Annotated in this window: 16 protein-coding genes and 1 riboswitch; of the genes, 7 read left to right on the top strand and 9 right to left on the bottom strand. The window is 36.5% G+C overall.

The features are described 5' to 3' along the window. Positions 1–27: 27 nt before the first annotated feature. Positions 28–522, bottom strand: a complete 495-nt coding sequence (locus M1D60_RS21330; protein ID WP_456276816.1) for a hypothetical protein — start codon at positions 520–522, stop codon at positions 28–30. Between the two features lie 351 nt (positions 523–873). Here M1D60_RS21330 and M1D60_RS21325 point away from each other — a divergent pair, with 351 nt between their 5' ends. Further along, positions 874–2,355, top strand: a complete 1,482-nt coding sequence (locus M1D60_RS21325) for an alanine/glycine:cation symporter family protein (protein ID WP_456276815.1) — start codon at positions 874–876, stop codon at positions 2,353–2,355. 66 nt (positions 2,356–2,421) lie between these two features. Beyond that, positions 2,422–3,528, top strand: coding sequence for an alanine racemase (locus M1D60_RS21320; RefSeq protein WP_456276814.1), 1,107 nt, complete (start codon positions 2,422–2,424; stop codon positions 3,526–3,528). Between the two features lie 114 nt (positions 3,529–3,642). Here M1D60_RS21320 and M1D60_RS21315 read toward each other — a convergent pair whose 3' ends face one another. Next, complete coding sequence (locus M1D60_RS21315) at positions 3,643–3,801, bottom strand: anti-repressor SinI family protein (protein ID WP_456276813.1); 159 nt, start codon at positions 3,799–3,801, stop codon at positions 3,643–3,645. 365 nt (positions 3,802–4,166) lie between these two features. On the opposite strand from M1D60_RS21315, the gene M1D60_RS21310 reads away from it, so the two are divergent. Continuing rightward, the gene (locus M1D60_RS21310) at positions 4,167–4,481 is read left to right on the top strand and encodes a helix-turn-helix domain-containing protein (RefSeq protein ID WP_456276812.1); all 315 of its coding nucleotides are present in this window, start codon (positions 4,167–4,169) and stop codon (positions 4,479–4,481) included. A gap of 434 nt (positions 4,482–4,915) precedes the next feature. On the opposite strand, the gene M1D60_RS21305 is transcribed toward M1D60_RS21310, so the two are convergent. From M1D60_RS21305 to M1D60_RS21295, 3 genes are all read right to left on the bottom strand, one after another. Then, positions 4,916–5,245: a helix-turn-helix domain-containing protein gene (locus M1D60_RS21305; protein WP_456276811.1), complete on the bottom strand. Its 330-nt coding sequence runs from the start codon at positions 5,243–5,245 to the stop codon at positions 4,916–4,918. Between the two features lie 76 nt (positions 5,246–5,321). Continuing rightward, positions 5,322–5,459 carry an anti-repressor SinI family protein gene (locus tag M1D60_RS21300; RefSeq protein ID WP_456279512.1) on the bottom strand — a complete coding sequence of 46 codons (138 nt, stop codon included), beginning with the start codon at positions 5,457–5,459 and terminating at the stop codon, positions 5,322–5,324. Positions 5,460–5,489: 30 nt separating this feature from the next. Continuing rightward, positions 5,490–5,582: riboswitch (cyclic di-GMP riboswitch) on the bottom strand. 553 nt (positions 5,583–6,135) lie between these two features. Next, positions 6,136–7,377, bottom strand: coding sequence for an ATP-binding protein (locus tag M1D60_RS21295; RefSeq protein ID WP_456276810.1), 1,242 nt, complete (start codon positions 7,375–7,377; stop codon positions 6,136–6,138). Positions 7,378–7,579: 202 nt separating this feature from the next. On the opposite strand from M1D60_RS21295, the gene M1D60_RS21290 reads away from it, so the two are divergent. Continuing rightward, positions 7,580–8,308, top strand: a complete 729-nt coding sequence (locus M1D60_RS21290; RefSeq protein WP_456276809.1) for a ZIP family metal transporter — start codon at positions 7,580–7,582, stop codon at positions 8,306–8,308. Between the two features lie 50 nt (positions 8,309–8,358). Here the strand turns inward: M1D60_RS21290 and M1D60_RS21285 are convergent, their stop codons facing one another. The 4 genes from M1D60_RS21285 to M1D60_RS21270 all read right to left on the bottom strand — a co-directional run bounded on the left by M1D60_RS21285 (position 8,359) and on the right by M1D60_RS21270 (position 11,081). Continuing rightward, a complete protein-coding gene (locus M1D60_RS21285; RefSeq protein WP_456276808.1) occupies positions 8,359–8,847 on the bottom strand; it encodes a hypothetical protein in 489 nt (162 codons plus the stop codon). A gap of 243 nt (positions 8,848–9,090) precedes the next feature. Beyond that, entirely contained in the window at positions 9,091–9,642 is a 552-nt protein-coding gene (locus M1D60_RS21280) for a methyltransferase (protein ID WP_456276807.1), read from the bottom strand. Between the two features lie 129 nt (positions 9,643–9,771). Next, entirely contained in the window at positions 9,772–10,353 is a 582-nt protein-coding gene (clpP, locus tag M1D60_RS21275) for an ATP-dependent Clp endopeptidase proteolytic subunit ClpP (protein ID WP_456276806.1), read from the bottom strand. Positions 10,354–10,373: 20 nt separating this feature from the next. Next, a complete protein-coding gene (locus tag M1D60_RS21270) occupies positions 10,374–11,081 on the bottom strand; it encodes a sigma-70 family RNA polymerase sigma factor (protein ID WP_456276805.1) in 708 nt (235 codons plus the stop codon). Between the two features lie 287 nt (positions 11,082–11,368). Between M1D60_RS21270 and M1D60_RS21265 the strand changes: the two genes are divergently transcribed. Genes M1D60_RS21265 through M1D60_RS21255 form a run of 3 tightly spaced genes read left to right on the top strand, consistent with a single transcriptional unit; the run spans position 11,369 to position 13,481 of the window. After that, positions 11,369–12,100, top strand: a complete 732-nt coding sequence (locus tag M1D60_RS21265; RefSeq protein ID WP_456276804.1) for an SDR family NAD(P)-dependent oxidoreductase — start codon at positions 11,369–11,371, stop codon at positions 12,098–12,100. Beyond that, positions 12,097–13,134, top strand: coding sequence for an S-adenosylmethionine:tRNA ribosyltransferase-isomerase (locus tag M1D60_RS21260; RefSeq protein ID WP_456276803.1), 1,038 nt, complete (start codon positions 12,097–12,099; stop codon positions 13,132–13,134). The genes M1D60_RS21265 and M1D60_RS21260 overlap by 4 nt, the downstream gene beginning before the upstream one ends. Continuing rightward, positions 13,131–13,481 carry a VOC family protein gene (locus M1D60_RS21255; protein ID WP_456276802.1) on the top strand — a complete coding sequence of 117 codons (351 nt, stop codon included), beginning with the start codon at positions 13,131–13,133 and terminating at the stop codon, positions 13,479–13,481. The genes M1D60_RS21260 and M1D60_RS21255 overlap by 4 nt, the downstream gene beginning before the upstream one ends. The last annotated feature ends 18 nt before the right edge of the window (positions 13,482–13,499 follow it).

Raw genomic sequence — 13,499 nt, 5'->3', positions numbered from 1 at the left:
TACTCAGTTAGAGTAGCTCTCCTTATTTTATGTGTTAACCCAGGTTCTAAGCTCTCCTGGCGCCCTCTTCAATGTCATTTCTCCGACTATCGGCCTTCCGCATTCTGTTTCTAAATGAAGAAGTATTTCGTTCCAATCCTTTTCAAATGGAAGGAAGGGGACAGGATAGACCTTCTTTTTGTCATTTATATTAACTTCAATATGCATAATGGGTGAGCCGCTCATTTTCCCTTTACGGATTTCATGTATATCTTTGTAGTTAATCCGATGGCGAACCATCCCGAGCTGTTTTAAAATAAAACCCTTGTTCGTTAATATGATTCTTTGACTCTTAATTGCAAAATAAAGAAGGGTACAAGCAATAATATAGAGACTACTAAAACCAATTAGAGATAAAATGCCTTCTAAACCTTCTTCTTTCATGATGTTAATGATGATTCCAGCAGCTAATACAAATCCGTATACCGTAACCATAATTTTAAGAATCCCAACAGTGACAGGTACATATACTTTGTCTTTCATCCTTACATTCTCTCCTTTTAATCCTTACTCTCACAATACAAAGGGACGTTGCTATTATTATTCCCGAAAAAACCAAGGGTAATAATTAAATAAAATATACGGTTTGATTCTCTGCATTATAGCAGGGCTTATTTTAGCGCTGTATATGATTACCATTGTAAATCTCAAAAGTATAAAGTCAATTAGTTCTCTAAAATAAAGTTAGTAATTGTGACAGAGCGATGTCTAATGATAGAGGAAGAGTATTTCCTTTTTGTTTGTCGTTTGGTAAAAATTGTATTGTAAGCTTGGTGATATTAACATATAATTTTCTTGTACTGTTTAAAAAATTCTGAAAACGGGAGGTAAATTATGGAGGAATTTGTTAATTGGTTAGTGGGAATACTTTGGAGCTCTCCAATGATTTATGGGTGCTTGGCTGTTGGATTATTGTTCTCAATATTAACTAGGTTTTTACAGGTAAGGTATATCAAAGAGATGTTTTCTTTAATGTTTAAAGGGAAAAGCTCAGATGCAGGGGTCTCTTCTTTTCAGGCTTTGGCATTATCCCTTTCAGGTCGTGTAGGTACCGGTAATATTGCGGGGACTGCAACTGCTATTGCTTTTGGTGGTCCTGGGGCTGTATTTTGGATGTGGGCAATTGCTTTCATAGGTGCTTCGAGTGCATTTATTGAATCGACTCTTGCGCAGGTTTATAAAACAAAGCAGGACGGAGAGTACCGTGGTGGTCCAGCCTATTACATAGAAAAAGGGATTGGCTGGAAATGGTATGCTGTACTTTTTGCACTTTCTGCTCTTTTAGCAGTTGGTATACTAATGCCTGGTATTCAATCAAATTCAATCGCAGTTGCGGTGGAGAATGCATTTGGTTTAAGTACTAATATTACAGCTATTATTATTATTGTTTTAATTGCACTTATTATTTTTGGTGGGGTAAAACGGATTGCCAAAGCAGCTTCTTATATTGTTCCTTTCATGGCGATAGCGTATATTCTATTATCCCTCATTATTATTGGAATGAATATAGATCAGCTTCCAGCTGTACTTGGATTAATCTTTAGAAGTGCATTTGCATTCGATTCTGCATTTGGTGGAATTATCGGGATGGCCATTGCGTGGGGCGTTAAGCGTGGAATTTATTCAAACGAAGCGGGTCAAGGTACAGGTCCACACGCAGCAGCTGCAGCAGAGGTTTCTCATCCTGCAAAACAAGGCTTAGTTCAAGCAGCTTCTGTGTATATTGATACATTACTAGTTTGTTCAGCTACAGCCTTCATGATTCTTTTCACAGGAATGTATAATACGGAAGCACCAGATGGTACATTTATTGTTAATAACCTTCAAGGGGTAGAAGCAGGAGCAGAATACACACAGGCTGCAATTGAATCCGTTTTACCTGGATTTGGAGCAGCATTTGTAGCAGTTGCCCTTTTCTTCTTTGCTTTTACAACAATAATGGCATACTATTATATCGCTGAAACTAATATAGCCTATTTAACAAAAGGTAGGTTTGCTAAGCAAGCCATGTTTATCCTGAAGCTTGTTTTACTGGCTGCTACCTATTACGGAGCAGTTGAAGAAGCAAAGCTAGCATGGGCATTTGGTGATATTGGTCTAGGATTGATGGTATGGTTAAACATGATCGCCATACTAATTTTAGCGAAGCCAGCACTAGCAGTGTTTAAGGATTATGAAATGCAATTGAAACAGGGAGTTGATCCTGTCTTTAATCCAGAAAAACTAGGTATTAAAAATGCAGACTATTGGGTTAATGATTATCAATATGAGCCCGATTCTAAACCTTCAAAAAAGGATAAATCATTAGATATATAGAATAATGTAAAGAATGACGAGCCTATTTTTATAGGCTTGTCTTATTTTTTAATGTGGAGGCCAAAGATGACCTTAATACAAGATTTAGACACGCCTACTCTCCTACTAGACTATCATCAATTAAATAGAAACATAAATGAGGTAGCAAGGTTTGCAAACGAAATGGGAGTTTCGGTACGTCCCCATATCAAAACACATAAATCTATTAAAATTGCACAAATGCAGATAGACGCAGGGGCAGTCGGAATTACTGTTGCAAAAGTTGGTGAGGCTGAGGTGATGGCCGAAGGCGGAATAAAAGATATTTTAATTGCTTATCCGATTTCTAGTAAGTTGAAAATTAAACGACTGATACATTTGCTTGAACAAGGAATTCACTTAAAGATTGCGGTTGACCAAGAAATTCAGCTTGATTGTTTAACTAAAGAACTGATGAACACCCCTTTTCAGCTCGAGGTGTGGATTAAGGTGAACTCAGGTTTAAATCGTTGTGGAGTAGAACCTGGTGAAGCTGCGTTAACCTTAGCGAAAGCAATCCTTAACCGGCCGAAATTAAAGCTCGGAGGCATCTTCACCCATGCTGGTCATTCCTATGCAGCCGAATCATTGGATGAAATTGAAACAATAGCTGTTGAAGAGGCTAACGCAGTTTTGGAAAGTGCAAATGCTTGTGAAAAAGCGGGTATACCGATAGTAGTAAGAAGTGTTGGTTCAACACCTACCTATAAAAAAGCTGGCAGTATAAAAGGTATAACTGAGGTTAGATCGGGAAATGCGGTCTTTTATGATGCCATCCAAGTAGGATTAGGTGTAACAACTATTGAGCAGTGTGCTCTAACTGTTTTAGCTTCAGTAGTAGGTGTTTATACGAATCGGATCGTTTTTGATACTGGCAGTAAATCACTTTGCCTAGATAAAGGTGCTCATGGGAATGAAACCGTTAAAGGCTTTGGAATTGTAAAGAACCATCAAGAGTTAACAATTGAACGTTTATCTGAAGAGCATGGAGTAGGAGTATTTGAAGAAGTACCCATTTTAAAAGTGAATGATCAGGTTCAAATCATACCGAACCATGCATGTACAGTAGCAAATATGTTCGAGGAATATGTGGTTCATAAAGATGGGATTGTGATTGACTCTTGGAGGGTAGATGCAAGGGGAAGGCTTAAATAGTTGTTTATAAAGAATACGGAGTATTGACTTAAGGACCTGTCGTGAATACGAATAGGTCCTTAAGTCATGTTATTTATGTAGTAGCTACAACTAGTAAGAATTATAAAAGAAAATTTACAATGCTTGAAAGAAGGGGCCATTAGCTAATAAATATTCACGAATCTCCTGCTGAGTTAACCCTAGCTGTATTGCTTCTAAAATAAGTTCAACCCATTCTAAATCTAACTCATCCTCTAAAGAATTCTTGGTTTGCAGCTTCTCGATTTTATTCATATTGACCCTCCGATTCAATTGCTCAATCAATTAGTTAAAATAAGTCCATATGCCTAATTTTATTTCGGCATTAATAATAATTGGTGAGCCATTTGTCATTTCAATATTCATATTATATGGAACTTATTTGGAAAAATGTGTTAAATAATGTCGATAAGGTTAATTTATTTTCCTAATTGTATAGGTCTATTATTTTCAACTAATTGAGATTGTCTTCCCTTACAGTTGCGCTTGCTTTACTTTTTAGAATAAGCTTAGTATACTATAAATACACGTTCTCAATAAAGAACCAATGGATCATTTGAAAACATTTATTCTTTACATAAGTAAGGGGGATTTATCTAAGCGGAAAAGGAGATCATACTATGGATGGTAAAAGAATTAAGGAACTTCGTTTAAAAAGGGGAATGTCATTAACAGAACTATCAAATGTATCAGGAGTTTCAAAATCATATTTAAGCTTCATAGAAAGAGGAAAACAAAATAATCCAAGTATTGAAGTAATGGAAAAGCTAGCCCATGCACTAAAAATCGAGGTGCACTTTTTAATATCTGGGAAAAATGATGATGATCGAGATGTAACATTAATAGATAAAGAAATCATAGATTTAGCACTAGAGATGAGCCAATCTAAAATTGATAAAGAAAAGCTTCGACAATTAATCAAGATTCTAAAATAAATTACATATATTAGGAACTACTTTCTCTAGTTGTTCTTTATAAAGAATTAATGTCTAGCAAATTCTAAATGCAAGATCACAGTCATATAAATAAACTAGATTTGTTTTGTGGATTACTAACAATTTTCTGGAGGATATGAAAATGTATAAAAAAACATGTGATCGTTGTATAAGGCCTTCTTATAGTAGTAGTGAGACAGGTAAGTGGATATGTCCATCTTGCTATAAAGATATTTCTCATCTAAGACACAGACAGGCTGAAGTTCATAAAATAGAGAAGGTAATTCCTATTTATCAAGAAAACAAAGAAGGTCTCAAGAAAAGAAAGATAAGGTTTTTAACTTATATTTAAATTCGCATTTATAAGAAGTACCAGTGACTTGTAAAAAATGAAAATAAGCGTTTAAGATGACTGTTTAGCCATCTAAACGCTTTTATTTTTGTTGCTTCCATTTATTAAATTCTAAAAACTCTCGAAACTGCTCCTTGGATACTCCTGAATTCATAGCATCCCGAACTAAATTCTCCCAATCTGAATCTAGTGATCGATCAGTTGAAAATTCGGATTCCTGGTCATTCAATAAAGTATTAACGGAGACACCTAGTACTACTGAAATCTTCTCTAAAAATTGTATTGAAGGATTAGATTGAAGATTTCTTTCTATCGAACTTAGATATGATTTCGCAATTCCTGCACGCTCAGCTAACTCTGATAAAGACAGATGTTTACGAAGACGGTATTGTTTTATGCGTTGCCCAATCACTTTTGTCACCTTCCTTCGCTATGATTATAACATATAACGAAGAAAATGTTCCATTTGAAGAACGTTGAAGACAGAATTATTTTTCAAAAGTAAGAGGTTCTCTTAAAAAGGCTTGGATTTCCTGCACACTAAGTCCCATATCCAACGCGGCTAAAATAAGGTCTACCCACTCTTGGTCAAGCTTTTCTAACCCTTTTGTAAGATCTGTAATCATCATATACCCTCCTAAAATACTAGTCGTATTTCAGGCAGACCAGCCGTCATCATTAGAAAAAAATCCAATTTTAGACCCGTGACTTTGCGTCCCTATTTTTCAATAGGTTTGCCTTTTTCTGATAAAATTTATATGTGTAAAACTCTATGTATATAACTTTATGTATAGAAAAATATATTACGAATGTCCTATGTCTGAATTATATGAAAACATTTAAAAACTAGGTGTTGAAGGATGTCGAGAGAAACGAATTAAAATACCCTATAATCTTACAAATATTTCAATTTAATATGAATGATTGTTAGTAGAAATGTTAAAAAAGTCCTATAAACTCCTGAATACAGTAGTTTTGTAGGGTATTAAAGGATGTGGGTATATGGACTGAAGTAATATCATGTAAGTTTTTTAAATTAAATGTCGAGATGTTTTTTATAAAGCTTGGGTAATAAGATATAGATGTCATGAAAATCATGTAAATTAGGCGAATATATCTTATTTTTGATAGGAAGGTAGTATGAAGTAAAAAAATACCATTTTACTTTAACGATTATAATTGTATTCATAGGATCTTTTGTGGATTTAATTGCGTCCTGAGGTTCTTAGTTCCCGTTGATTGAACATATTAAATGGAATATAAAAAAGGACCATAACTGGCCCTTACATACAAGAATAGTATTTATATAGAAGGAAAGGACAACCTGAAGAGTGTCCCTTTTCCTACTTCACTTTTTACTGAAATAGTTCCTCTCATTGACTCTACTATACGATAAACTACCATCATCCCAAGACCTGTGCCTTTAACCTTTGTTGAGAAATAGGGCTCCCCAATCCTGGCTATCTGAGCAGGATTCATTCCGTAACCCTGATCTTCAATTTGGATAATCATTGAATCCTTTTGTTTACTAACATTAATAAATAAATATCCACCTTTTGGCATGGATTCAATTCCATTTTTCACTAAGTTAATAAGGCATTGTTGAAACTTAGACTTTTCACCCTCAATCCATCCTTGTGTCATACTAACGTTAATTTGTACATTCGTGTTTTTAGCTAGAGGATTCACTAGTGATACGACATTTAAAATCTCATCCTGCACATTAAGTTTTTCACTTTTTTCAGGAGCCGGCTTAGCAAATGTTAGGTAGTCTCTAATAATTCGCTCTGCCTGATCAAGCTCTTTAATCGCGATCTCTGAATAAGATTTTCTTTGTTCATCAGTCACGGAGCCTTGCTGTAACAATTGTAGGAATCCCCGAGACGATGTGAGGGGATTTCTAATTTCATGTGAGATAGAAGCTGCCAAATGACTTACTACATTCATTTTTTCGGCTCGCTGCAATTGATTTAATATTAAAAAATGATTATGGGAGAATTCTAATGTATAAACAATTAGGCCTGTCCCAAAAGAAATAGCAAATAAGAATAGTAAACTTGTAGTCCAAGAGAATGAAAATATCCCCTGATTCCACAATAATACTCCCATTAGAAGGGAGCCTAAGCAAACAGATGTGAGAAGCTTAATTCTTAATCTCATTTTTAAGTAAATAGGTGAGAAAAAATAAAAGAAAACTATAAGTAAAACACTAAGAAATAATATGAAAAGGGAAATTGTTTGGTTAGCGATAAGCACGAGCAGACTAGTGCATGCTAACAATGCGATATAACCAATCCACCCACCATAAAGACCAGCAATCATAATGGGAATTAATCCGAGATTTATTGTAATGCCATTTGTTTTTTGCATAGGGAAAAAATAGCAAAGAAATAGGCCTAAAATACAGATGCTTACCAGTAGTGTCTTACGGTAATTAGAGTAACTTTTAAATCTAGAAGTAATATTGACTTTAATAATATAAATGAAAAGGAGACTGATAAAAAGGAACAGATTAACAATGATATCCTTAGCTATAATTGACAATGACGTCCCCCCTTGAAATGCATATAAGAAAATTTTATCAAAGTTGGATAATATTACAATAGAAAATTCGTAGGAACGAAAAGGCGGTCGAGGGGTCTTTTACATTAATTTTCACATAGAAAGACCGGTTAGGTTGAAATGTAGGCTTATTAAAAGATATTAGTTGGGTATATTAACCATAAAAAAGCGGGAGTTATATTAAATGTTACAAGCGTTATTTTGGGGTGGCATTGCTGGTTCATCTTTATTACTAGGAGCAGTCCTAGGTATCTATAAGAATATACCTGATAAGATTTCTGCCTTTATTATGGCGTTTGGTACTGGCGTTCTTATTGGGGCAGCTACCTTTGAGCTACTAACCGATGCTGTAAGAGATGGCGGAATTCTATATCCTTCCATCGGTTTTTTATTAGGTGCTTCGGCATTTATTATAGCTGAACTATTAATTATGAGAAAAGGTGGCCATGAAAGGAAACGATCAAAAACTAGCCCTGTTGGTCACTCTGGACTAGCTATTTTTATAGGAACAATCATTGATGCAATCCCTGAGTCTGTCATAATTGGGGTTAGTCTTCTTGAAAATCATTCTGTCAGTTGGTTAATTGTAATTGCGATTTTCATAAGTAATTTCCCTGAGGGTCTTTCCAGTAGTATAGGAATGAAAAAGGATGGGTATTCAAAGGGGAGAATATTATTATTGTGGTTAATTGTAATGGCTCTATCCTCAATTAGCTCTTTTTTAGGATATGTGTTAATCGATGTATCCTCTCAGGTCCTAATTACCACCATTGGTGCTTTCGCTGCTGGAGGAATCTTTGCAATGGTATCTTCAACAATGCTCCCTGAAGCATTTGAGGAAGGTGGGCCTATGGTAGGTTTTATTTCTGCTTTGGGGTTATTAGGGGCATTAATTTTAACATATTATGGTTGATCTCCAGCCAACAGAAATTGTTGGCTGAGAATCTACCCATATATGCTGTGTTAGTCACCAATATTTTGGGACCAACCTGGATAAGAAAAGTTAGAGTTTGGCCCAGGCAGTGGCCCTTCAAAGTTCGGGTAACCTGGATAAGGGTTGTTATGGTTTGGTCCAGGCAGTGGCCCTTCAAAGTTTGGGTAACCTGGATAAGGGTTGTTATGGTTTGGTCCAGGCAGTGGCCCTTCAAAGTTTGGGTAACCTGGATAAGGGTTGTTATGGTTTGGTCCAGGTAGAGGCCCTTCAAAGTTCGGGTAACCTGGATAAGGGTTGTTATGGTTTGGTCCAGGTAGAGGCCCTTCAAAGTTCGGGTAACCTGGATAAGGCATGTTATGGTTTGGCCCAGGTAGAGGCCCTTCAAAATTCGGGTAACCAGGAAAAGACGGTGTTGAATATGGATTTAAGGAACCTGGATAACCAGAGTTCATCATTCCATTTACATAATTTGTTCCAGCTGGATTACTTTGATATGGATTCCAGTTTACATTTCTCATTACAAACCTCCTAATGGCTTTTACATGATAGCCTATGTGGAATGATTATGATGGTGATGATTTTTTTAAATTGTTAAATAGGGTTAGTTAATAAGGTGTTAACTGAAGAAGAGGTAAGGAAGAGGTAAAAGCTAATGCTTGTCTTATGCAAATCCCGAGAAAGGGAAAAGCTATAAACAATAGGGTTTTAAAGATAGTGGGGTATGGACGAGGTACCGATAAATGGTCCACACCCTTAATAGATTAGTGGTTTTTTTTGATGTTTTTTTGGGAAATTACATATTTGTAGATAGGAGATCTAAACAAGTCCTTGGCCTTCCATTTTTGAGCAGGCTCCCAACCTGGGATCGCAAAGGTATGGGTATATATTTTAGACTCAGGGGCAAGTTCCTCTGCAAATTTACCTTTAAGTTTCTTCATTCCCCGTGAAAATAAGTAACAAACAACTAGGTCAAAAGAAGAAAGATCCTCTTTATAGAAATTTGCTCTCTCAATAGATAAATTTGGTGCTCGTGTAATCAACTGTCTAAGCTTCATAAATAAAAAAGGAATAAGGGAGTTTTCATAGGCTACAACTTTTGCATCTGGGTGTTGCCGCGCAATAGGGAACACAAGAGTTCCCCAGCCTGCACCTAAATCAACAATCTTTTTAGGGGCCTCCTGTTCTAATAGTTTTAACAGAGACTTTTTAACCATGTAAGGGGTAGGTGTAGGTGAAATCCTATTCATCATGGAAGTTAAAATAATCGAAAGTGTCGCCAGTATCGTTAATAAAAGTGTGGCATATAAAATCATCAAAATTACTCCTTTATCGTGTCTATATGGTAAGTAGTTTGTTGACTTCTACAAAAAAGTCATGTGGCTTATACCACATGACCTTTTTTATTTTAACGTATACTTGTTAAGAAGTCGAATATCCGTTTACTAACTAGTCTTGATGACTTCATCAATAATGCCGTACTCTTTTGCCTCTTCAGCATTCAAAAAGTAATCACGATCTGTGTCCATCGCTACTTTTTCTACAGCCTGACCTGTTCTCTCTGAAATAATTTCATTAATATGCTCTCGGAGCTTGAGTATTCTTTTGGCAGAGATTTCAATTTCCGTGGCTTGCCCTCTGGCTCCACCAAGTGGCTGATGAATCATGATTTCACTATTAGGTAAAGCAAATCGCTTCCCCTTTGTTCCTGCAAGTAAGAGCATGGCTCCAAAAGATGCAGCCATCCCCGTGCAAATAGTTCGTATGTCTGGCTTGATGTATTGCATCGTATCAAAAATAGCAAAGCCTGCAGTAGTTGAGCCCCCAGGACTGTTAATATAAAGTGAGATATCTTTATCAGGATCATCTGCAGCAAGAAAAAGAAGTTGAGCAACGACGCTATTGGCTACCGTATCATTAATCTCATCACCGACCATAATAATTCGATCCTTTAATAGTCTAGAGTAGATATCGTACGACCGTTCTCCACGACTGGATTGTTCGATGACATAAGGAATTGTTACCATAAAACCTACCTCCTTGGCTTTTAAGCCGCCATGTAGACAGTGTTAGAAGGAGTGATGTTATGACGTGTGTGTGAATGCGAGCTTTTTGATTTAGAAATAAGTGATGGAAGGAATGGAAGAGCTTGAATTAACTCAGAAGGGTCTTGTTCCATTAGGCTTTTGTATAATAAGGTAGAAAAGAAATCACGCTCTCCCTCATCCCAATATTGACCACGCTGATTTTCATTAATTTGTTGATGATATTTTTCCAGTCTCTGTTTTGCACGAATAAGTCCTGCTTTTACCGCTTCTTCTGTTGTGTGGAGAACCTGTGCAATTTCATTTATTTGATATTGAAAGCCTTCTTTTAGCGTAAAGATGACAGCCTGCTTTGGAGTAAGTCTACTGGTAAGTAGATCAATCACTTCCATTCGAGCGTGAATATTTTCAGAGTCATCGATAGCTTTTTCATTAATTGGTCTTTCATCAATGGTTTCCCGTTGTTGTTTTCGAAGTATATCCATCCACTTATTATGAGCCATCTTGTTTAAAAGGGCGGGATTCACAACGGGAGCATGACGATAATGAGACCAAAGTTTTAACAAGGCTTCCTGTGAAAGGTCATCACGATCCCAACAGTTTTGAGTAAGAATCTGACAATACCGTTGAATCTTCGGATACAGCTCTTCTATATCCTTCTCTATATCATTCGCTTCCTTTACTTCAATTTTCCTTACCTTACTCTGCACCACAAACACTCCTTTACACGTCTCTACCCTTATAACGAATAGCAATCCGAAAAGGATACGGGTGAAACGATTTTTTTTATTTAGTTTATACCAATACGCTTGTCCCTTGCTACTTAAACCAATAATAAGCACATTCAAAAGGATCAAATTGCCATTTTCTCAGTCTAAAGTTGTAGAGAATGCTCCTCCATTTTTAGGATATAGAAATCCATCGTGTATACGATGGATTAGGTACTTATCTTTTTTATAATGAAGGCAGATTAAAAGAGATGAGGAGAGATGTACCTATGAATACTAAAAAGGTGGTTATGATTACAGGTGGAACAAGAGGGTTAGGAAAGGCTTTAGCCTTTGCGTTTGCAAAGGAGGACTACCAAATTGCCATATGTGCTCGAAATGAAGAAGAAATACAGAAAATCAAAGTTGAACTTGAACAAACGGGTGCGGAAGTAGTTGCTGTCAATGCAGATGTAGCTAATGAAAAAGATGTAGACCGGTTTGTTTCAGTCGTGGAGAATATGTTCGGTAAAGTTGATATTCTTATCAATAATGCTTCTATCTTTGGTCCTGGACCTTCCCTGCTACTTGATTTTTCCAATCAACAATTTGAAGAGGTTCTAAAAGTCAATCTGATGAATCCGTTCCTAGTCACGAAAAGGGTTTTACCTGGTATGTTAACGAAAAGTTCTGGCTCAATTATAAATGTTACGTCAGAAGCAGGGCGTACTGGTTACGCAGAATGGGGAGCTTATGGAATATCCAAATTTGCGGTGGAAGGGTTAACACAAACATGGGCAGATGAATTAAGTGAATCTGGAGTTCGAATGAACATGGTGGATCCAGGGGAGATGGATACAGGTATGCATAAAATTGCCGTACCAGAATGTGATTATTCTTTAACGAAGCCTGAGGAAGTGGTGGATGTCTTTTTGTATCTAGGCTCTGACCAATCTTCTCATATAAACGGAAGACGATTTGAGGCTCAACGTTTTAATAAAGAGGAGGTGGATGGTTTATGAGTTCTGCACCTCAAGCCTTTCAAGTACCTAACTATTTAAATGCTGATCAGCCCATTGAACATTTGGGTAAGAAGCGGGATGATGTTAGATTAATGGTATTAGATCGAACTACAGGAAATACCGTTCATGGGGAATTTTTGGATCTACTTCATTTCTTAGAGCCAGGGGACGTACTGGTCTTAAATAATAGTCGAACCATTCCAGCTGTATTAAAAGGTACACAAAGTAACCGTGATGTGGAGATACGATTATCAAGACAAATAAATGAAAATCATTGGGAAGCTTTAATAGTGGGTGGTTTATTCTCTAGTTTAGAATGTATTTCACTTCCCAATGGAATAAAGGCAAAAGTAGCGGGCAGTGGGAATGAAAAACCATTAGTTAAACTTCATTTCTCAATAAAGGGTCAGGAGCTTTTTGATTTTATATATGAATATGGTGAGCCCATCCGTTATGAATATATAAAAGAGCCATGGACTCTAGACTCCTACCAAACTGTTTATGCGTCTATTCCAGGTTCGGTTGAGATGGCATCCGCAGGCAGAGCTTTTTCTTGGAAATTGTTAAATCTGTTAAAGGAGAAGGGTATTGAACTTGCCTTCCTACAACTCCATGCAGGTTTAAGCTATTATGGAAACGACCAATGGCCAAACCCAAGTCAGCATCCAGAACCTTACCATGTCCCAGTAAATGTAGCTAATAAGATTAATAAAGCAAAACAAAACGGAAAAAGAATAATAGCTGTCGGAACAACAGTCGTCCGTGCACTAGAGACAGTTGCAGATGAAAGTGGAAATATCAATCCAGGTAGTGGAGTAACGACACTTTATATTAACGAGGATACAAGAGTTAAGACCGTAGATGGACTATTAACAGGTCTTCATGAGCCAGAAGCAAGCCATTTAGATTTACTAAGTGCCTTTATAGAAAAAAAATTATTATTTAAGGCTTATCATCTTGCTATTGAAAAAGGATATCTCTGGCATGAGTTTGGTGATATGAACTTAATTCTACCCATGAGGAACCCTCTATGAAGATGCATCATATTGGTCTATATGTTACAGATTTAAAACAAACAGAATTGTTTTATGAAAATATGTTTGGATTTTCAGTTGAACAAAGAATCAGTGCATGTGGAGAAATGATTACTTTTATGAAAAAAGGAGATACTCGACTTGAACTGATTCAGGCTGAAGGAATCATACAGCATCAGGAATTTATCCACCTTGCTTGGTCCGTTGATTGTCTAGAGCATGTCATCGATTCTTTAGCAACTAAAGGAATGGTAGCTACTGAAGGTCCGTATTCTACAGAGAATGGTTGGAAAATCGTATTTTACAAAGGTCTAAACCAAGAGGTAATTGAGCTAATTGAAATATAAATAAATCGGGTGATCCCT

It is taken from the genome of Bacillus sp. AK128, from assembly GCF_053903075.1.
This window is presented reverse-complemented; position numbering and strand designations above follow the sequence as displayed.